Origin of the sequence: Amycolatopsis sp. MEPSY49 (genome assembly GCF_051337345.1) — a bacterium.
Taxonomy (GTDB): Bacteria; Actinomycetota; Actinomycetes; order Mycobacteriales; family Pseudonocardiaceae; genus Amycolatopsis.
Genome location: NZ_JBDLYJ010000006.1, coordinates 68,723 through 87,358, shown reverse-complemented (window position 1 = coordinate 87,358; position 18,636 = coordinate 68,723). Strand labels below are relative to the sequence as shown.

At 70.6% G+C, this 18,636-nt stretch carries 17 protein-coding genes; 7 read left to right on the top strand and 10 right to left on the bottom strand.

Going from position 1 to position 18,636, the window contains the following annotated elements; genetic code table 11:
- Nucleotides 1-56 precede the first annotated feature (56 nt).
- Complete coding sequence (locus ABFJ78_RS26540) at nt 57-1,220, top strand: DUF222 domain-containing protein (RefSeq protein WP_436389163.1); 1,164 nt, start codon at nt 57-59, stop codon at nt 1,218-1,220.
- A gap of 7 nt (nt 1,221-1,227) precedes the next feature.
- On the opposite strand, the gene mnmA is transcribed toward ABFJ78_RS26540, so the two are convergent.
- From mnmA to ABFJ78_RS26520, 4 genes are all read right to left on the bottom strand, one after another.
- Nucleotides 1,228-2,319 carry a tRNA 2-thiouridine(34) synthase MnmA gene (mnmA, locus tag ABFJ78_RS26535; protein WP_436389161.1) on the bottom strand — a complete coding sequence of 364 codons (1,092 nt, stop codon included), beginning with the start codon at nt 2,317-2,319 and terminating at the stop codon, nt 1,228-1,230.
- Nucleotides 2,320-2,323: 4 nt separating this feature from the next.
- Nucleotides 2,324-3,520: a cysteine desulfurase family protein gene (locus tag ABFJ78_RS26530; RefSeq protein ID WP_436389158.1), complete on the bottom strand. Its 1,197-nt coding sequence runs from the start codon at nt 3,518-3,520 to the stop codon at nt 2,324-2,326.
- Nucleotides 3,521-3,584: 64 nt separating this feature from the next.
- A complete protein-coding gene (locus ABFJ78_RS26525; protein ID WP_436389156.1) occupies nt 3,585-4,952 on the bottom strand; it encodes an MFS transporter in 1,368 nt (455 codons plus the stop codon).
- 44 nt (nt 4,953-4,996) lie between these two features.
- A complete protein-coding gene (locus tag ABFJ78_RS26520; RefSeq protein WP_436389153.1) occupies nt 4,997-6,280 on the bottom strand; it encodes a helix-turn-helix transcriptional regulator in 1,284 nt (427 codons plus the stop codon).
- A gap of 148 nt (nt 6,281-6,428) precedes the next feature.
- Between ABFJ78_RS26520 and ABFJ78_RS26515 the strand changes: the two genes are divergently transcribed.
- Nucleotides 6,429-7,331 (top strand): NADP-dependent oxidoreductase, encoded by a 903-nt coding sequence (locus ABFJ78_RS26515; RefSeq protein WP_436389152.1) that lies wholly within the window; start codon nt 6,429-6,431, stop codon nt 7,329-7,331.
- 342 nt (nt 7,332-7,673) lie between these two features.
- Here the strand turns inward: ABFJ78_RS26515 and ABFJ78_RS26510 are convergent, their stop codons facing one another.
- The 4 genes from ABFJ78_RS26510 to ABFJ78_RS26495 all read right to left on the bottom strand — a co-directional run bounded on the left by ABFJ78_RS26510 (nt 7,674) and on the right by ABFJ78_RS26495 (nt 11,262).
- Entirely contained in the window at nt 7,674-8,552 is an 879-nt protein-coding gene (locus ABFJ78_RS26510; protein WP_436389150.1) for a lysophospholipid acyltransferase family protein, read from the bottom strand.
- Nucleotides 8,549-9,331, bottom strand: a complete 783-nt coding sequence (locus ABFJ78_RS26505; RefSeq protein WP_436389147.1) for a GNAT family N-acetyltransferase — start codon at nt 9,329-9,331, stop codon at nt 8,549-8,551. Before ABFJ78_RS26505 ends, ABFJ78_RS26510 begins: the two co-directional genes overlap by 4 nt.
- 157 nt (nt 9,332-9,488) lie before the next feature.
- Nucleotides 9,489-10,448 (bottom strand): electron transfer flavoprotein subunit alpha/FixB family protein, encoded by a 960-nt coding sequence (locus ABFJ78_RS26500; RefSeq protein ID WP_372671856.1) that lies wholly within the window; start codon nt 10,446-10,448, stop codon nt 9,489-9,491.
- A gap of 28 nt (nt 10,449-10,476) precedes the next feature.
- Nucleotides 10,477-11,262, bottom strand: coding sequence for an electron transfer flavoprotein subunit beta/FixA family protein (locus ABFJ78_RS26495; RefSeq protein ID WP_436389144.1), 786 nt, complete (start codon nt 11,260-11,262; stop codon nt 10,477-10,479).
- Nucleotides 11,263-11,505: 243 nt separating this feature from the next.
- Here ABFJ78_RS26495 and ABFJ78_RS26490 point away from each other — a divergent pair, with 243 nt between their 5' ends.
- Nucleotides 11,506-12,351, top strand: coding sequence for a DegV family protein (locus ABFJ78_RS26490; RefSeq protein WP_436389142.1), 846 nt, complete (start codon nt 11,506-11,508; stop codon nt 12,349-12,351).
- Here ABFJ78_RS26490 and ABFJ78_RS26485 read toward each other — a convergent pair.
- Nucleotides 12,329-12,754 (bottom strand): hypothetical protein, encoded by a 426-nt coding sequence (locus ABFJ78_RS26485; RefSeq protein ID WP_436389140.1) that lies wholly within the window; start codon nt 12,752-12,754, stop codon nt 12,329-12,331. The genes ABFJ78_RS26490 and ABFJ78_RS26485 overlap by 23 nt on opposite strands.
- 53 nt (nt 12,755-12,807) lie before the next feature.
- On the opposite strand from ABFJ78_RS26485, the gene ABFJ78_RS26480 reads away from it, so the two are divergent.
- From ABFJ78_RS26480 to ABFJ78_RS26470, 3 genes are read left to right on the top strand one after another with little or no spacing between them, the layout of a single operon-like run.
- Nucleotides 12,808-13,581 (top strand): class I SAM-dependent methyltransferase, encoded by a 774-nt coding sequence (locus ABFJ78_RS26480; protein ID WP_436389138.1) that lies wholly within the window; start codon nt 12,808-12,810, stop codon nt 13,579-13,581.
- A complete protein-coding gene (locus ABFJ78_RS26475) occupies nt 13,578-15,083 on the top strand; it encodes a 1,4-alpha-glucan branching protein domain-containing protein (protein WP_436389136.1) in 1,506 nt (501 codons plus the stop codon). Before ABFJ78_RS26480 ends, ABFJ78_RS26475 begins: the two co-directional genes overlap by 4 nt.
- 10 nt (nt 15,084-15,093) lie before the next feature.
- Nucleotides 15,094-15,582 carry a glutathione peroxidase gene (locus ABFJ78_RS26470; RefSeq protein WP_436389133.1) on the top strand — a complete coding sequence of 163 codons (489 nt, stop codon included), beginning with the start codon at nt 15,094-15,096 and terminating at the stop codon, nt 15,580-15,582.
- Nucleotides 15,583-15,620: 38 nt separating this feature from the next.
- On the opposite strand, the gene ABFJ78_RS26465 is transcribed toward ABFJ78_RS26470, so the two are convergent.
- Nucleotides 15,621-16,850, bottom strand: a complete 1,230-nt coding sequence (locus tag ABFJ78_RS26465) for a YbiU family protein (RefSeq protein ID WP_436389131.1) — start codon at nt 16,848-16,850, stop codon at nt 15,621-15,623.
- Nucleotides 16,851-16,940: 90 nt separating this feature from the next.
- On the opposite strand from ABFJ78_RS26465, the gene ABFJ78_RS26460 reads away from it, so the two are divergent.
- Nucleotides 16,941-18,059 (top strand): ROK family transcriptional regulator, encoded by a 1,119-nt coding sequence (locus ABFJ78_RS26460; RefSeq protein ID WP_436389129.1) that lies wholly within the window; start codon nt 16,941-16,943, stop codon nt 18,057-18,059.
- Nucleotides 18,060-18,636: the final 577 nt, after the last annotated feature.

The following is an 18,636-nucleotide window of genomic DNA, read 5'->3' as shown; positions in this document are numbered from 1 at the left end:
ACAAGCTTCCGCCCGCACTGAGGACGGTCCGTACCGACCCGGAGACGTTGCAGCGCATGAAAGACGAACAAGTAGTCGACCTGATCCGTCACACCGACGCAGAGATCTCCAAGCTGCAAGCCCTTCAGCTACGGGCGATCGCGAACCTCAGCGTGCGCCGGAGACGGGCGCCCAGCGCCGCTTCAGAAGTGGCATTGGCACTCTCCATAACGGAACACCGCGCCAGTGCCATCGTTTCGGCGGCGAACGCACTGATCGCCCGGCTTCCCCGCATGCTCCACCTCATGGACGACGGCCGGCTCGACCTGTACCGCGCCATGAAAGTCACGGATGCGACGGCATGGCTGTCCAGCGACCACGTACGTCTCGTCGATGCGAAACTTGAAGGACGCGTGCTGGGACGCAATGCCACCCAGGTCCGCCGAGCCGCGGCCTACGCGGCCGCGAAGGTCGATCCGGAAGGCGCTGCGCAACGCACCGACCGGAGTCTCGTCGAACGACGCCTTGCCCTGCACCACCAAGACACCGGCGTGACCAGTCTGTCCGTCAACAACGTCCCCACCGAGAAGGCGACAGCGGCTTACAACCGCATCGATCGAGCCGCTCGAGCGTTGAAGACGCCTGAGGAGTCTCGAACGCTGGACCAGCTCCGCGCGGACGTGGCCATGGACCTGCTGCTCAGCGGAACGGGTGGCCCGAACCATCGCGCCGAGGTGTTCCTGCACGTCGACCTGGCGACCTACCTCGGCATGAACGATCTGCCGGCGGCGCTGGCCGGCCGCGGACCCATCGCGGCGTCGATGGCCCGTCGCATCATCAGCGGGTCCGACACGACGATCCGGCGAGTCCTCACCGATCCGCGCAACGGCCAGGTGGTCGAGCTGTCGCCGACGCGCTATCCCCTGGACCCGGCCCACGACGAGTTCATCCGGGTCCGGGACCGCGAGTGCCGGCAGCCCGGATGCACCCGTCCCGCACAGAACTGCGGTGTGGAACCGACTCGGGCGCACGACCAATCCGAGGAAGCCACGGATCAACCGGTCACGTACTGCACGCGGCACCGCAGGCTGAAGAGCCAGCCCGGCTGGGACTACAAAATCACGCCGGACGGCACGGTGAACGTCGCGACACCAGCCGGCCAGGTGCACTCGACGGAACCGCCGTCGATCCACTCCGGCCGACGGCGAGCGAGCCGTAGCCGCAAGAAGTCGCGGCAATGACCGACGGTCAGCGCGTGCCAGAGATCTTCGCGCTGCCCAAGACGACGTCCCCGCCTTCGGCATCCGGCCGGTAGAGCACGACGACCTGACCCGGAGCTACCCCGCGCAGGGGTTCGCGCAGATGCAGCGTCATCGCGTCGGAGTTCACGTCGGCGACCGCGTCGACGATGCCTCCATGGGCCCTGACCTGCACCACGCATTCGGTCGGTTCGGTCAGCGGTTCGCCGCTGGGCCAGATGGCGCGATCGGCCTCGATGACCTTGACCCCGAGCCCGTTGGCGGAACCGACCTTGACGGAACCCGAAACCGGCTCGAGCGAGAGGACGTATCGAGGACGGCCGTCGGGGGCGGGAGCCTCGATCCCGAGGCCCTTGCGCTGTCCGACGGTGAATCCGTGCACTCCGGTGTGCCGGCCGAGCACGGCGCCGGTCTCCGCGTCCACGAGCTCGCCAGGACGCTGCCCCAGGCGGTCTTCCAAGAACTTCTTGGTGTCGCCGTCCGGGATGAAGCAGATGTCGTGGCTGTCAGGCTTGTTGGCGACGGACAGACCGCGCCGCTCAGCTTCCGCCCGGACCTCGGTCTTCCACGAACCGCCCAACGGGAACATGGCGTGGCTGAGCTGCTCCGAGGTGAGGGAGGCGAGCACGTAGGACTGGTCCTTGCCACTGTCCGCGCTGCGACGCAACTCCGGCACGCCGTCCACCACGGAAAGCCGCGCATAGTGGCCTGTCGCGACCGCGTCGAAGCCGAGCGCCATTGCCTTTTCGAGGAGAGCTTCGAACTTGATCTTCTCGTTACAGGTGACGCAGGGATTCGGCGTACGCCCGGCGGCGTACTCGCCGACGAAGGTTTCCACGACCTCTTCGGTGAAGCGCTCCGCGAAATCCCAGATGTAGAAGGGGATTCCGAGAATGTCAGCGGCCCGCCGGGCGTCGTGCGAGTCTTCGATCGTGCAGCAGCCACGCGAGCCGGTCCGCAAGGTGCCCGGTTTGGCCGACAGCGCCAGGTGCACGCCGACGACGTCGTGCCCGGCGTCGACCGCACGCGCGGCGGCGACCGCCGAGTCCACTCCTCCGCTCATCGCGGCCAAAACCCGCATTGCCTTACACCTCTTGCTTCTGGGTCTGCTTGCGCATTCCGGCCAGGCCGGCCTGTCGCGCGCGCGTGACGACTCCGCCGATCTCGGCGGCGACGGCCTCGACGTCCGCGGCAGTGGACGTGTGGCCGAGGGAGAATCGGAGAGAGCCACGTGCCGCCGCTGAGTCGGCGCCCATGGCGAGCAGCACGTGGCTCGGCTGGGCGACGCCGGCCGTGCACGCGGAGCCTGTCGAACATTCGATGCCCTTGGCGTCCAGCAGCATCAAGAGGCTGTCGCCGGCGCAGCCGGGGAACGTGAAGTGAGCATGACCGGGCAACCGCTCGCCGTCGCCACCGTTGAGGATGGCGTCGGGTACCTCGCGCTGGACGACTTCGACAAGCCCGTCTCGAAGCTCCTCGACACGCTTGGCGTACTCGGATCGGGTCGCGACGCTGGCTCGGACCGCGGCCGCGAAGCCGACGATCGCCGGGACATCGAGAGTGCCAGAGCGAACGCTGCGTTCCTGGCCGCCGCCGTGCAGCAGCGGCACGCAGGTCACGTCGCGGCCGAGGAGGAGCGCGCCCACGCCGAACGGGCCACCGAGCTTGTGGCCGGTCAACGTGAGTGCCGCGGCACCGCTGGCTGCGAAGTCGACCGGTACGGCGCCGACGGCCTGAACCGCGTCGGTGTGGAGCGGGAGGTCGAACTCCGCGCAGACCGCTGCCAGTTCGGCGATCGGGTTGATCGTGCCGACCTCGTTGTTGGCCCACATCACCGTCACCAGCGCGACGGCATCGGGATCCGCGGCTATGGCGGCGCGGAGGACGTCCGGCGAGACTCGGCCCTGGCTGTCGACTTCGAGCAGCGTGATCTCGGCGCCGCAATGGGACTCGAGCCATTCGACGGTGTCGAGCACGGCGTGGTGCTCCGCCGCCCCGCACAGGATGCGGCGACGCTGCTCCTGCTCGTCGTGGCGGGCCCAGTAGATGCCCTTGAGCGCGAGGTTGTCGCTCTCGGTGCCGCCGCCGGTGAAGATCACCTCGGAGGGGCGGGCGCCAAGGGCGTCGGCGATGGTTTCGCGGGCTTCCTCGATCATCCGACGGGCGCGGCGGCCCGAAGAGTGCAGCGCGGAGGCGTTGCCCACGTTGGACAGCGCCTCGGTCATCGCCGCTACGGCTTCGGGCAACATCGGAGTGGTCGCCGCGTGGTCGAGATAGGTCATCGCTCCTTCAGGGTAGTCCGCTCCACCGCGTGACGAAGCCCACCCTGGCCCTGGAAGTGGGCTGTCACACCTTCGACGGCCAGCGTCCGGTCAGCCGGACCCCCAGCAGCGCCAGCGCCACCAAGGCCACGGTGAGCAGGGCTATCGCCGGCGATGGGGCGAGAACCGAACCGACGAGGCTGAGCAGGACACCGCCCAGGCCGATGAGCAGCGCCGATCCAACCCAGTCGGCCAACTGCACTGCCGAAGTGTTGAAACCGCGCTCGCCCTCGGGTGAGTACCGGAGCAAGAGGACCGAGATCGCGGGCATCGCGATCCCCATGCCGGCGCCGCCGACCGCGCAGGCCACGAACGCCGGCCAGGCGGGGAACCAGGGTTGGGAGACCAGGCCGAAGACGACCAGACCGGCCGCGACCAGCCAGAACCCCGTGCGCAGCGATGCTTCCCGGGACCAGTTCAGGTACCGGCCTTGTGCTGCCGACGCCGCGGACCAGCCCAGCGCCGTGATGGTCAGCGGCAGGCCCGCCAGGGCCGGGCTGTAGCCGTGGACCGCGGTCATCGTCAGGGGCAGGTACGCCTCCATCCCGGCGTACGCGCCGGCGATCAGGGCGCGGGACGCAACGACCGTCGGCAGGCCGCGGCGAGAGGTCAGGGTTCCGGTCGGGAGCAACGTCCGAAGGGCGTAGCCCAGGGCCACGAGGCCGGCCGTGCCGTAGACGAGGGCCAGCAGCGATTGGTGCTGGGCCGCCCACGTCAACGCCGCGACGCCGAGGGCGGCGATGATCGCCTGGACGACGCCCGCGCGGCGGCCGGCGGCCGGCGGCAGGTGGGCAGGCAGACGGCGGACGACCACCACCAGCATCGCCACGCCGATGACCACCAGCGGGACCAGACCGAGGAACACCCAGCGCCAGCCGATGCTGACCGTCACCACGCCGGCCACCGAGGGGCCGATCACCGCCGGTAGGACCCAGGCCGCCGCGTTCGCCGCGTAGATCACCGGGCGTTCCTGGTCGGTGAACGTCAACGCGATCAGCAACGAGACCGACACCAGCAGCAGCCCCGAGCCGAAGCCCTGCAGCGCGCGGCCGAGGAGGAACGTCGGCATCCCGGTCGCCGTCCCCGCGACGACCAAGCCCGCCGCGAACAGCACCGGCCCCGCCAGCAACGCCGGTGCCGGGCCGCGGCGGTCGCCGATCCGGCCCGACAGCACCGTCGCGACCACGCTCGAGATCAGGAAGATCGTGAACGGCCACGAGTACAGCGACAGCCCGTGGAGGTCGGCGACCAGGGTCGGCATCGCCGTCGCGACGCCCATGTTCTCGAACGCGACCAACGTGACCACCAGCAGCAGCGCGATCGTGGTCAGGCGGTGTTCCACGGTCCACAGCACGCTGCGGCGACGGGGAGTGGAGTCGAGCGTCGAGGCCATGATCAGCAGCGTGCAACCTCCAGTCCGCTGGAGGTCAAGCCGGTTCAGGCCGTGCGGTGGGCCACCGGCTCCAGGCGCAGGTCGCGGGCCAGGGCGGCGGCCTCGCCGCGGGAGCTCACGTCCAGCTTGTCGAGGATGTTGCGGACGTGGAACTTCACCGTGTGCTCGCTGAGCTGCAGCTGCGCGGCGATCTGCCGGTTGCGCAGGCCCTGCGAGATCCCCGTCAGGACCTCGACCTCGCGCGGGTTGAGCCGGTCGAGGGGACGCAGCTCCGGTGGGTCGGCGATGCCCAGCGGGAGGACCGCGGTGACCGTCGTTCCCCAGCCGGGCACCGCGTCGACCTCCCAGTGGCCGCCGAGGGCGGTGAGCCGCTCGGTCAGGCCGCGGGCCGGGGTCGCGTCGGCGACTTCGGGACTGTCGTCGCGGACCGTGATGCGCAGCGCCGCGCCGTCCAGGCGCCACGACGCCCGCAGCCGCGTGGTCGCCGGGCGATCCAAGGCCGCGAGCACCAGGCCTCGGGTCATCGTCCGCGCGGTGTGGGCGATGTCCTGCGGAAGCGAGGCGTCCCCGACCGGGTCGACCAGGTCGACGTCGACGTCGGTGTGGCGGACCAGGTCGGCCAGCTGGGTTCTGAGCAGGGCGAAGGCCGCGGCCGCCCGTTCCTCGGACAGGGCTTGGTCGCGATCGACGACACCCTTCAGTTCGAGCAACGCGTCGCGGGCCAGGTCGGCTGCCGTGCGGCGGGCGACGACGTCGGAAAGACGTCCCGAGCGCAGCACCGCCAAGAGTGTGGTCAGCGTCGCCGCGTGGGTTTGGCCGAGGTCCGTGATCGCCTGGGCTCGTGCGGTGGCCGCCGCGAGGTTGCTGGCAAGGACGTTCGGGCCCGGGTCGGTCGCGCGCTGGCCCGCGTCCGTGCCGAGGATGTGCCACAGCTGCGCGGCCAGCTCCAGCTCGGCCGTCGGCAGTTCGCCGTCCGTCGGCACGACGACCAGCACGGCGCCCTTGCCGACCGCCGGCATCGACGAAAACAGGACGAGACGGCGCTCGACGCCGCCCAGCACGCCGTCGACCACCAGGGCCTTGCCCGGCTCGCTGCGGTCGACCAGCCGTTGCAGTTCGGCGCTTGTCACGGCGTCCGCGATCGCCTGGTCGCCGATGACCTTCAACGGGCTGCGCGGGCAGTCGCCGGTCTGCATGGCCGCCGCGTGGTGCGGGATCAGCTTGCCCAGCTCGTCGGAAAACCGGCCGAGCAGGTGGGGCCGCGGCGCCGAAAGGAGCCGTTCGACGACGTCCAGCACGTGTCGCGGATCCGACCACGAAGCATCCATGCCGTCCAAAGTAGGCGCGGGCGCGGTGCGGCGGCCTGCTCGTCCGGCTAGTGAACACTGCTCGTCCGGGTGGTTCGGCAGGAATACCACGCGCGTTGACTCGTTGGGGAGGACATTCGAAGTCACAACTCGAGGAGCGCAGAGAACCATGCGAGCGATCACCTTCTCCGCCTACGGCGGGCCGGACGTCTTGCAGATGTCCGAGGTCCCGGTGCCGGAACCCGGCCCGGGGCAGGTGCGGCTGGCCGTCCGGGCCGCCGGAATCAACCCGATCGACTGGAAGATCCGCAACGGCTTCATGCAGCAGAACTTCCAGGTTCCCTTCCCGCACACCCCCGGTCTCGAAGTGGCCGGTGTCGTCGACGCCGCCGGCGAGGGCGCGGAGTTCGCCGTCGGCGACGAGGTGTTCGGCTGGTCCGAGACCGGCGCCTACGCCGAGTACGCGCTGGCGAAGACGCTCGCGCCCAAGCCCGCCGGTATCTCGTGGGCGGACGCGGCGGCGCTGCCGGTCGCCGGCGAGACCGCGCTTCGCGTTCTCGGGCTGCTTGAGGTCCGCGAAGGCGAGACCCTGCTGGTGCACGGCGCGAGCGGCACCGTCGGGCGCTTCGCCGCGCAGGTGGCCGTCGCGCAGGGCGCCACCGTCGTCGGCACCGCCGGCAGCCGGAACCTCGACGACCTGAAGTCGCTGGGGGTCGTGCCGGTCCGCTACGGCGACGGCTGGGAGGAGCGGGTTCGCGAGGCCGCGCCCGGACCGGTGGACGCCGTGTTCGACGCCGCCGGGCATGGGGTGCTGCCCGGGTCGGTCGAGCTGCGGGGCACGAAGGACCGGATCGTCACCATCGCCGACGGGGCCGCCTTCGAGCTGGGGATCCCGTTCTCGAGCGGGGGCGAGCAGTCGCGGGAGGTCCTGACCGGGATCGCCGGCTGGGTGACCGACCGCGGGGTCCGGATCGCGCAGGGCAAGAGCTACCCGCTCGAGGACGCGGCCGCCGCGCAGATCGAGAGCGAGGACGGCCACCCTGGCGGGAAGCTCACGCTCGCCATCGGCTGAACGGGAAGCCCGCAAGCGCGGCTGAGTGCCGGCGCAGACATGACGCGCCCGACAGATCGATCAGACCGGCGCGCCGAGTCAGGTGGGCGATTTCAGCCGGCCTGACGGTCCGCGCCGGCCGGGTTTGGACCGAGTTCGGACGGGGCCGGGCGGGCCGACCGGAGGGGCCGAGCCAGGCCGACGAGGCGAGCCGGCCAAACGAGCCGAGGCCACAGCCGCCGTCGAACTCCGCGCCGAAGATCGGCGAACGGGCCTGTCATCGGATCACGATGACAGGCCCGCAAAACCCGCGAAAGCCTCCCGACCCGGGCCTGTCGCCGGATCGCGGCGACAGGGCCCGGATCACTTCGCGGGAGGCGAAGCCAGTGGGACCCGCTGGACGCTCCGGCGCCGCTGCTGGGCCGGGATCTGCACCGTCCCCAGCGCCGAATGCACGGCCGCCTCGGCGAGCGCCGCCAGTTCGCGGCGGTTCTCCGCGCGGCCCGGGGCGATCTCCGGGCAGATGTGGACGTCGAGCACCAGCCCGCGCAACGCCGCGACCCGGCGCAGGGACGCGATCAGCGACTCCGGGCCGATGAACGCCGGACGGCTCGTCTCGCGGCCGTCGGCCAGGCGGTACCGCAGGGCGATCGGGCGGACCGGGACACCGCCGTCGATGGCCGCCTGGAAGGTCGCCGTCGTGAACCGGCCGGACGCCAGGCCGCACCACGTCGTGCCCTCCGGGGTCACGCTCACCAGCGAGCCCGTCCGGAGCGCGTCCGCGAGCGACGCCATCGTGGCCGGCAGCGTCGTAAGCCGTTCGCGGTCGAGGAAGATGCTGCCGCCCCGGCGGACCAGGCCGCCCAGCACCGGCCAGCCCGCGATCTCCTTCTTGGCCAGCGCGCGCATCGGTCGCAGCGCGTTGATCGCGACGATGTCCAGCCACGAGATGTGGTTGTTGACCACCAGCGCGCCACGGCCGGCGGGCGCGGTCAGGAAGTCGGCGCCGCCCCGGATGTCCAGGCGGACGCCGAACGCCCGCAGCATGCCGCGGAAGATCAGCCGCACCCGGCGCTCGCGCCCCCACGACACCAGCAGCAACGGCGCCGAGGCCAGCGCCGCGACGACAACGAGGATCGCCGCGGTGACGCGCAGGATGCGTCGCGGAAAACCGACCACCGGGTCGCCGTCGGTCAGGCAGCCGTCGCCGCACGGCGACGTCGGCATCCACGCGTGGCTCATACCTGGACCCCGAGGAAGAACTTCAGGTACCGCTCGTCGACGTTGTGCAGGTCCAGCACGACGAAGAAGTCCGCGACACCGAAGTCGGCGTCGAGCGCGGGCGGACCGTAGGCCTTGGCGCCGAGCCGGACGTAGCCCTTGATCAGCGGCGGCAGGATCGAGCGGCCGGGACGTTCGATCGCCGACGCGTCCCACGGGATCAGCGGCGAGACGCGCGTGGCCTCGTCCGAGTAGTGCTTGGTGCGCAGGACGTCCCAGACGCCGGCGGCGAAGGATCCGCCGTCCACCAGCGGGACCGACGCGCAGCCGGCGAGGTAGCGGTGGCCGGACAGCAGCATGTAGCGGGCGATCCCCGCCCAGACCAGGCTGACGACGGCGCCGCTGCGGTGGTCCGGGTGCACGCACGACCGGCCGGTTTCGACCAGGGACGGCCGAAGCGCGTCGAGGGCGCTCAGATCGAACTCGCTGTCCGCGTAGAGCTTCCCCGCCTGGGCGGCGCGGTCCGGCGGCAGCATCCGGTAGGTGCCGACGATTTCGCCCGTGTTGTCGTCGCGGACCACGAGGTGGTCGCAGAACTCGTCGAACTCGTCGACGTCGAGACCGGCGACCGGCGAGTGCAGCCGCGCGCCCATCTCCTCGGCGAAAACCCGGTGCCGCAGCTTCTGCGCGGCGACCACTTCTTCGTTCGCGTGGGCGACGAGAAGGGAGTACCGGGGAGCGTCCGCGGGGAGGTCGGCACCCGCCTGATCAGTGCTGACGAGGAGCTGTGACGTCGTCATGGTCAAGGTGTACCTGCGCGTTGGAAGCCGCGGAGAGTGCCATCCGATGACCGATTAGTGCACGTTCAGTTAATTGCGGGTTCTCAGGCTTCTCTCAGGTCCCGAAAACGCGCGAAGGGCCTTCCGGGAAGTCCCGGAAGGCCCTTCGAACAGGCAATCAGCCCTTGCGCTTCTCGACCGCTTCGGTCAGCTGCGGCGCGACGTTGAACAGGTCGCCGACGATGCCGAAGTCGGCGATCTCGAAGATCGGCGCCTCCGGGTCCTTGTTGACGGCGATGATCGTCTTCGACGTCTGCATGCCGGCGCGGTGCTGGATCGCGCCGGAGATGCCGAGCGCGATGTACAGCTGCGGCGACACGGTCTTGCCGGTCTGGCCGACCTGGAACTGCGCCGGGTAGTAGCCGGAGTCGACCGCCGCGCGCGACGCGCCGACAGCCGCGCCGAGCGAGTCGGCCAGCTTCTCGACGACGTCGAACTTCTCCGCCGAGCCGACACCGCGGCCACCGGAGACCACGATCGAGGCCTCGGTCAGCTCCGGACGGTCACCGCCAGTCACCGGCTCGACGCCCGTGATGCGAGTGGACTTCGCCGCGTCGACCGCGGGGATCTCGACGGTCTCCTCGGCCGCCGCGCCCTCGGCCGGCTCGGCCTCGACCGCGCCCGGGCGGATGGAGACGACCGGCGCGCCCTTCGCGGACTTCGACTTCACCGAGAACGCGCCACCGAAGATGGACTGGTCGATGACGCCGTCGCCGTTGACGCCCACGGCGTCGTAGATCAGGCCGGAGCCCAGGCGCACGGCCAGGCGGGCGGCGACCTCCTTGCCCTCACCGCTGGCGGTGACGAGCACCGCGGCCGGGGACGCCTGCTGCGCGAGCGCGGCGAGCACGTCCACCTTGGGCGTGACCAGGTAGTTCGCGGCGTCGTCGCCTTCCGCGACATACACCTTGGCGGCGCCGTGCGAGGCCAGCGCCTGCTTCGCCTTGGCGGCGGTCCCGGTCGGGCCGACGACGACGGCCGACGGCTCACCGAGCGCGCGGGCGGCGGTCAGCAGCTCGAGCGTGACCTTCTTGACCTCACCGTCGACGTGGTCGACGAGGACGAGTACTTCAGCCATGTTCTTGTTCCTCCTCGAAGAGCCGTTGTCAGATGAGCTTCTGGCCGACCAGGTACTCGGCGACCTTGGTGCCGCCGTCGCCCTCGTCTTCGACCTTCTCGCCGGCGGTGCGCGGCGGCTTCGGCGCGGATTCGGTCACGGTGGACCACGCGTTGCCGAGGCCGACCTCGCCCGCGTCGACGCCCAGGTCGGCGATGGTGAACGTCTCGACCGGCTTCTTCTTCGCGGCCATGATGCCCTTGAAGGAGGGGTAGCGCGGCTCGTTGATCTTCTCGCCGACGCTCACCACCGCGGGCAGGGTCGCCTCGAGGCGAGTGAGCCCGTCCTCGGTCTCGCGGACGGCCTTGATGGTCGTGCCCTCGACGGTGACCTCGCGGGCGTAGGTGACCTGCGGCAGGCCGAGCAGCTCGGCGAGGATCGCGGGGACGGCGCCGCCGCGGCCGTCGGAGGACTCGTTGCCGGCGATGATCAGGTCGTAGCCTTCGACCTTGCCGATGGCGGCGGCCAGCACCTTGGCGGTGGCGATCGCGTCGGAGCCGTGCAGCGCCTCGTCGGAGACGTGGATGGCCTTGTCGGCGCCCATGGACAGCGCCTTGCGGATGGCGTCGGTCGCGCGGTCCGGGCCCACCGAGATCACGGTGACCTCGCCCTCGCCGGCTTCCTTGATCTTCAGTGCCTCTTCGACGGCCTTCTCGTTGATCTCGTCGAGCACGGCGTCGGCGGATTCGCGGTCAAGGGTGTGGTCGGACCCGTTGAGCTTCCGCTCCGAGTAGGTGTCCGGTACCTGCTTGACCAGGACGACGATGTTGGTCATGGGTCTGCTTCGACCTCCCGGTTCGTGGCCCGCGGAAGACCACGGGACAGTGCTCTACTGGCCGGTAGATTAGGGCCAATCGGCGCGCAGGACCCGCCGAGGTGACGCCATTCACCTGGATGCGCAATCTAATGGGACCATCGTCCCGGTAGTCGACCGGTTACCCCACCCGAACCGCCGTTCGTCCGATCGGACCAACCACGGCCTACTCGCAGTGGGTGTAAGGCATTAACCTCCCCCACCATGCCCGCGCGCATCGCCGTCATCACCGACTCGAGCTCCTGCCTGCCCGACCTCGTCGCGTCCCGCTGGGCCATCGGAGTCGTCCAGATCCAGCTGAACATGGGTGGTCACTTCGACGACGAAAACCGCTTCGACCGCGGCGACGTGATCGACGCGCTGAGAGCCGGGCAGGTATTGACCACTTCGCCCCCGGATCCGGGGGCGTTCTTCTGGACCTACCAGGAAGCGGCCGCGTCCGGCGCGACCGCGATCGTCAGCATCCACATTTCCGGCCGCATGTCCGACACCGTCCGCGCGGCCCGGGAGGCCGCCCAGCAGGTCCGCATCCCCGTGCACGTCCTGGACAGCCGCACCACCGGGATGAGCCTCGGGTTCGCCGCGGTGTCCGCGGCCCGGGCGGCCGCGGCGGGCGCGGACGCGGCCCGGGTCATCGAGGCCGCCGAACGCCGCTGCTTCACCAGCACCGAGTTCATCTACGTCGACACGCTGGAGTATCTCCGCCGCGGCGGGCGGATCGGCGCCGCGCAGGCGATGCTCGGTACGGCGTTTTCGATCAAGCCACTGCTCACGGTCAAGGACGGCGAGGTCGCGCCGCTGGCCCGCGTCCCCGGCACGCGGCGGGCGCTGGCCAAGATGGTCGACCTCGCGGTCAAGAAGTCCGGCGGTTTCCGCGCCGACATCGCCGTGACCCGGTTCGGCGCCAGCGACCACGAGCTCGAAATCGGCCGGCAGATCGAGCGGCGGGTGCCGGCGATGGCCGAGAGCATGGTCGTCGAGGCGAGCACGGTCATCGGCGCGCACCTCGGTCCCGGCGCGCTCGGCATCACGGTGTCACCGGTGTACTGACCCGCCGCCCGGGAATCGCCAGGACCACGAGCGGGACGACGACGCCGAGCCCGGTCGTCGCGATGATCAGCACCTGATCGATCCGCTCGAAGTGCGCCACGTGACCGAGGTGGTAGAGGAAGTGCGGCAGGCCGAACAGCAGCCCCGCCACGCCGGCCAGCCGCGCCACGGCTGTGGTGCCGATCACGGCGGCTCCGACCAGCAGCGCGGCGAGCGTCAGGTTGAGGCCGCCGAAGTCGCGCAGGAGGTGCTCGTTGAAGGGCCCGTCCATCGCGACCCAGCCCGTGCGGAATCCGGGAAAGTCCTGGTAGAAGCCGGTCGGCGAGACCAGTGGCCAAGTTCCGACCACGGCCTCGACCAGGCCGAAGACGACGAGCAGAACGCGGGTGATTGTCCGTTGCATGACCACGGAACGAGACGGCCGCGCCGGACGTGACACCCGCTAGGGTCGCGGAGGTGACCACCCCAGCCACCCGGGCCGAGGCGCTGCACCTGACCGGCGAACGGACCGTCCCCGGCATCGCCGAGGAGAATTATTGGTTTCGCCGCCACGAAGCCGCGTACCTCGCCCTGCTCCCCCACTGCGCGGACGCGACGGTGCTCGAAGCCGGCTGCGGCGAGGGCTACGGCGCGAGCCTCCTCGCGACGACGGCCCGCCGGGTGCTCGCGCTGGACTACGACGTGCCGACCACCGAGCACGTCGCCCGTCGCTACTCCGATGTCGCCGTCGCGCGGGCGAACCTGGCGTTCCTGCCGGTCCGGGACGGTGCGGTCGACGTCGTGGCCAATTTCCAGGTCATCGAGCACCTGTGGGATCAGGCCGGGTTCCTCGCCGAGTGCCGGCGGGTGTTGCCGCCGGGCGGCAAACTGCTGGTCACGACCCCGAACCGGCTGACTTTCACCCCGGACAGCGACACGCCGCTGAATCCGTTCCACACGCGTGAGCTGGCACCGGCCGAGCTGGCCGGGCTGCTCACCGACGCCGGGTTCGACGTCGAATCGCTGCACGGCCTGCACCACGGCGACGCTGTTCGCGCCCTGGACGAGCGGTACGGCGGCTCGATCATCGACGCGCAGCTCGACGTGGTCATGGGCTCGCTGCCCGGCCAGGCCGTGTGGCCGCCCGCGCTGCTCGCCGACGTCGCCGCGATCGAGGCCACCGGCTTCGCCATCCACGGCGACGACCTCGACGCCAGCCTCGACCTGGTCGCCGTGGCGGTGCGCCGATGAACGAAGGCACCTTTTGCCTGGTCCTCCACAGCCACCTGCCGTGGCTGCCGCACCACGGGAGCTGGCCGGTCGGCGAGGAATGGCTGTACCAGGCGTGGGCGCATTCGTACCTGCCGATGGTCGACCTCCTCGAGCGGTTCGCCGCCGAAGGCCGCCAGGACGTGCTGACGCTGGGCGTGACGCCGGTGCTCGCCGCGCAGCTCGACGACCCGTACAGCATCCGCGCGTTCCACGACTGGCTCGGCCACTGGCAGCTGCGCGCCCAGCACGCGTCGACGCTGTGGCGCGGCGACCCGACCCTGCGCGAGCTGGCCGCGGCCGAACACCGGACCGCCGTCCGCGTGGCCGAGGAGCTGGGGACGCGCTGGCGGCACGGCTTCTCGCCGATCCTTCGTTCGCTGGTCGACAATGCGACGATCGAGCTGCTCGGCGGGCCGCTGGCCCACCCGTTCCAGCCGCTGCTGGACCCGCGGGTGCGCGAGTTCGCGCTGACCGCGGGCCTCGCCGACACGGCGTTGCGACTCGGCTCCCGGCCCGAAGGGATTTGGGCGCCGGAGTGCGGCTACGCGCCCGGTATGGAAAACGACTACGCGGCGGCCGGCGTGCGGCGCTTCATGGTCGACGGGCCGTCTCTGCGCGGCGAGACGTGGGCGGCGCGGCCGGTCGGCGACAGCGACGTGGTCGCTTTCGGACGAGACCTCGAGGTCACCTACCGCGTCTGGTCGCCGAAGGCCGGCTACCCCGGCCACGCGGCGTACCGCGACTTCCACACCTGGGCGCACGAGGTCGGGCTCAAGGCGTCGCGCGTCACCGGCAAGACGGTCGAACCGGCGGACAAGGCGCCGTACGACCCGTCGCTGGCCGCGGACGTGCTGGGACTGCACGTCAAGGACTTCGTCGACACGGTGGTCACGCGGCTGCGTTCACTGAAGGCGCAGCACGGCCGTGAGGCGCTCGTGGTCGCCGCGTACGACACGGAGCTGTTCGGCCACTGGTGGCACGAAGGCCCGGCGTGGCTCGAAGGCGTGCTGCGCGCGCTGCCCGAGGCCGGTGTCCGGGTGACGACGCTCAAAGGCGCACTCGACGCCGGGCTCGTCGGCGAGCCGATCGACCTGCCGGCGTCGTCGTGGGGGTCGGGCAAGGACTGGCGCGTCTGGGACGGCGAGCAGGTCAAGGACATGGTCGACGCCAACACCGCGCTGCAGCGGCGGCTGCTCGACCTCGTGGCCGGTTTGCCGACGACGGCCCGCGACACCGTCGCCGACCAGGCCGTCGCCGAGGCGATGCTGGCGCTGGAGAGCGACTGGGCGTTCATGGTCACCAAGGACTCGGCCGCGGACTACGCGCGTCGTCGCGCGGCGGTCCACACCGAGCGCTTCGACGCGTTGGCCGATTCGCTGCGACGCGGCGACCGCGCGCGGGCCGGGCAGCTGGCCGCGGCCTACCGCGCCGACGACGGACCGTTCGGGCACCTCGACGCCCGGGCGCTGAAGCACGACTGAAGGGACCTTCATGGGGATCCACGAAATTCCGGTCAAGACGCTCGACGGGCAGGACAGCTCGCTGGGCTCGCTCGCGGGCAAGGCGCTGCTCGTGGTCAACGTCGCGTCGAAGTGCGGCCTGACCCCGCAGTACTCCGGCCTCGAGCGGCTGCAGGAACGCTTCGGCGGCCAGGGCTTCTCCGTGGTCGGTTTTCCGTGCAACCAGTTCGCGGGGCAGGAGCCGGGCAGCGCCGAGGAGATTCAGACGTTCTGCTCGACGACCTACGGCGTCACGTTCCCGTTGTTCGAGAAGATCGACGTCAACGGCGAAGGCCGGCACCCGCTGTACGCGGAATTGACCAAAACGGCCGACGCCGACGGCGAGACCGGCGACGTCCAGTGGAACTTCGAGAAGTTCCTGGTCGGCGCGGACGGCGAGGTCCTCGCGCGGTTCCGGCCGCGGACCGAGCCCGAGGACGAGCAGGTCGTCAAGGCCATCGAGGCTGCCCTGCCCGCGTGAGACGACCGCGCCGGGCTCTCGGGCCCGGCGCGGCGCCGTCACAGGCCGAGTTGGTCGCGGCCGGTCGCGGTGAGGTCGTCGACCGTGGCGCGGCCGGTCCAGGTCACTTCGTAGTCTTCGGGCGCGAAGTCGCCCGGGCTCGCGCCGGTCAGGAACGCGCGGCCGCACTTCTCGGCGTAGGCCGCGTTCTTCGGGCAGTGCGGGCTCGCCGGGATGTACATGACGTTGCCCCAGCGGTCCGGGTTGGTGCCGTCGGCGACCGCGTGGATGACGTCGCCGTGCCACCAGACCGTGTCGCCCGGTTCGATCTCGGGGATCGAGGTCAGCGCCGGCAGCAGGTCGTCGTGGTATTTGTCGTTCACGGGCAACGCCTGGCCGTTGGCCGCGCCGCAGAGGTCGTCGTCGGGGATATCGTCCTGTAGCGCGCGAAGCAGCACGTACGCCATCGCCGACGGGATCGGCACCACGTGCAGCACGCCGTCGCCCTGGCGCATTTCCGACAACGCCGTCCAGCCCTGGAACGTGCGGAAGGCCGAGCACATAACCGTCGACGGGTATTCGTCCACTTCGGTGCGGTAGGCGCCGTCCCACGGGTCGTACTGTTGCCAATTTCCGGCGAAAACGTGGCGGAAGACCTGCTGGTAGGCGGGCAGCAGCCAGCGTTCGACCGAGCCGGAGTCGGTGTGCGCGGACAGCCCGAGCGAGGCCGAGCCGGGCGGGCGGCGGCGGATGCGGTCGGGGTAGGCCGTGTCGCGATCGGGGTCGAACCAGACGCGGCCCTCGGACTCGTGCCGCCAGAAGGAGTTGAGGAACCGCCGGACGGCGACCATGTGCTCGTGCTGGCGGGCCTGGATCTGCGGCTTCGACCAGTAGACCGGGTAGATCTGCGGCTGGCTCGACGCGAGACCGGCGAAGACGTCGTCGGCCGGTCCCTGGTAGGTCCCGGCGAAGTCGTTGTCGGCGAGGTACGCGGCCAGTTCGGCGTCCCAGGCCTCGGCCGTTTCGCGCGCGAAGGTGCCTTTGACGACGGCGCAGCCGCGGCGCCGGACGGCGTCGAGCGTGCGCCGCGGCACGGTGTCGCCGGCGATGTCCCGATATCGGACGACGGGGAAGGCGTCCGGGTCGGCGGCGACGGCGTCGACCTCGCGCCGCATCCGGTCGCGGACTCCGGCGAACGCGCCGGCGACGTCGCCGATCCGGGCACGCAGTTCCTGCTTGGTCCGCGAGACGGCCTCGGACATGTTCGCGGGCAGCTCTGTGGTCGTCATCGGTGTTCCTCGCGATCTTTTGGTTAGGACTCCTTACTAGAATGGCCCGGCTACGGTAACCCCTGTCCGTCTCCCGCCACAAGAGGTGCGATGTCCCACCCCGAACTGCCGCTTCCGCGCCTGGCGATGCTGCGGGCCATGACCGACCGCGCGGTGCTCGACCACGTTTTCGTCCGCGGGCGGACCACGCGCGCCGAGCTCGCCGCGACCACTGGGATCTCGAAGCCGACGATCTCCGAGTCGGTCCGCCGCCTGGAGACGGCGGGCGCGCTGCGGGCCACCGGCACCGACCAGACGGGGCGCCGTGGTCGTATCGCGACCTTCTACGAGCTGGCCGCCGACGCCGGGCGCGTGGTCGCCGCGGAGGTCAACCAGCGGGGCATCCGGACGGTGACGACCGACCTGACCGGGACAGTCCTGGCCACCGCCGACCATTCTCCGGAGGACGACCGGCCGATGACCGCCGCGGTGCGGGACGCGGTCTCCGCGGCGGGCGGAGCCGGGTCGGGGCCGGTGCGGGCGACCGCGATCTCGGTGGCCAACCCCGTCGACCCCGTCACGCACGAGGTCGTCGAGCTGCCGGGGTCGCCCTTTCCCGAGGGACGGCTCCGAGCCGGGGACATCGGGGATGACGTTCTTTTGGACAACGACGTCAACTTCTCCGCGCTCGCCGAACGGCGCGAGGGTGCCGCGCGGGAGGCGAAGAGCTTCGCTTACGTCTATGTCGGCGCCGGGCTCGGCGTCAGTCTTTATGTCGGTGACCAGCTCGTGCGGGGCGCGCACGGGCTGGCGGGCGAGATCGGGTACCTGGACAGTTCGGGGTCGACGCTCGCCTCGGCTCTCGCCGACCAGGGTTTCGGCCGGTCGGACGCACCTTCGCTGGACGTCGACGCGATCTTGACCACGCTCGGCCAGGCCGACGGCGACGCCGTGGCCGCCGAACGGCTACGGCTGCTCGGCGCGACGCTCGGGCGGGCCGTGGCCGCGATCTGCACGATCGTCGATCCGGACCTGGTGCTGCTGGGCGGCCCGGCGGGAAGTCGGCCGGGCCTCGTGGCCGAGATCCGCCGAACGGTCCGCGCGGCGGCGCCGGGGCCGGTCCGGGTGGAGGCCGGCGCGGTGACGGACTCGGCCGCCCTGCGCGGCGCCCTGTTGTCGGCTCTCGACCACGGACGAGATGGCCTGGTCAGGACCGTCGCCGAAAGCTGACCAGACAACGAGACGAGATGGCCTGGCCAGAGCCATCGCCCAAAGCTGACCAGACAACGAGACGAGATGGCCTGGCCAGAGCCATCGCCCAAAGCTGACCAGACAACGAGACGAGATGGCCTGGCCAGAGCCATCGCCCAAAGCTGACCAGACAACGAGACGAGATGGCCTGGCCAGAGCCATCGCCCAAAGCTGACCAGACAACGAGACGAGATGGCCTGGCCAGAGCCATCGCCCAAAGCTGACCAGACAACGAGACGAGATGGCCTGGCCAGAGCCATCGCCCAAAGCTGACCAGACAACGAGACGAGATGGCCTGGCCAGAGCCATCGCCCAAAGCTGACCAGACAACGAGACGAGATGGCCTGGCCAGAGCCATCGCCCAAAGCTGACCAGACAACGAGACGAGATGGCCTGGCCAGAGCCATCGCCCAAAGCTGACCAGACAACGAGACGAGATGGCCTGGCCAGAGCCATCGCCCAAAGCTGACCAGACAACGAGACGAGATGGCCTGGCCAGAGCCATCGCCCAAAGCTGACCAGACAACGAGACGAGATGGCCTGGCCAGAGCCATCG

Excerpts from the sequence above, each read along its gene's own strand:
- mnmA (WP_436389161.1), bottom strand. The coding sequence starts at position 2,319 with ATGCGGGTTTTGGCCGCGATGAGCGGAGGAGTGGACTCGGCGGTCGCC.
- ABFJ78_RS26490 (WP_436389142.1), top strand. The coding sequence starts at position 11,506 with ATGCCCGCGCGCATCGCCGTCATCACCGACTCGAGCTCCTGCCTGCCC.
- ABFJ78_RS26495 (WP_436389144.1), bottom strand. The coding sequence starts at position 11,262 with ATGACCAACATCGTCGTCCTGGTCAAGCAGGTACCGGACACCTACTCG.
- ABFJ78_RS26525 (WP_436389156.1), bottom strand. The coding sequence starts at position 4,952 with ATGGCCTCGACGCTCGACTCCACTCCCCGTCGCCGCAGCGTGCTGTGG.
- ABFJ78_RS26520 (WP_436389153.1), bottom strand. The coding sequence starts at position 6,280 with ATGGATGCTTCGTGGTCGGATCCGCGACACGTGCTGGACGTCGTCGAA.
- ABFJ78_RS26515 (WP_436389152.1), top strand. The coding sequence starts at position 6,429 with ATGCGAGCGATCACCTTCTCCGCCTACGGCGGGCCGGACGTCTTGCAG.
- ABFJ78_RS26505 (WP_436389147.1), bottom strand. The coding sequence starts at position 9,331 with ATGACGACGTCACAGCTCCTCGTCAGCACTGATCAGGCGGGTGCCGAC.
- ABFJ78_RS26475 (WP_436389136.1), top strand. The coding sequence starts at position 13,578 with ATGAACGAAGGCACCTTTTGCCTGGTCCTCCACAGCCACCTGCCGTGG.
- ABFJ78_RS26485 (WP_436389140.1), bottom strand. The coding sequence starts at position 12,754 with ATGCAACGGACAATCACCCGCGTTCTGCTCGTCGTCTTCGGCCTGGTC.
- ABFJ78_RS26465 (WP_436389131.1), bottom strand. The coding sequence starts at position 16,850 with ATGACGACCACAGAGCTGCCCGCGAACATGTCCGAGGCCGTCTCGCGG.
- ABFJ78_RS26500 (WP_372671856.1), bottom strand. The coding sequence starts at position 10,448 with ATGGCTGAAGTACTCGTCCTCGTCGACCACGTCGACGGTGAGGTCAAG.
- ABFJ78_RS26470 (WP_436389133.1), top strand. The coding sequence starts at position 15,094 with ATGGGGATCCACGAAATTCCGGTCAAGACGCTCGACGGGCAGGACAGC.
- ABFJ78_RS26460 (WP_436389129.1), top strand. The coding sequence starts at position 16,941 with ATGTCCCACCCCGAACTGCCGCTTCCGCGCCTGGCGATGCTGCGGGCC.
- ABFJ78_RS26540 (WP_436389163.1), top strand. The coding sequence starts at position 57 with ATGAAAGACGAACAAGTAGTCGACCTGATCCGTCACACCGACGCAGAG.
- ABFJ78_RS26530 (WP_436389158.1), bottom strand. The coding sequence starts at position 3,520 with ATGACCTATCTCGACCACGCGGCGACCACTCCGATGTTGCCCGAAGCC.
- ABFJ78_RS26510 (WP_436389150.1), bottom strand. The coding sequence starts at position 8,552 with ATGAGCCACGCGTGGATGCCGACGTCGCCGTGCGGCGACGGCTGCCTG.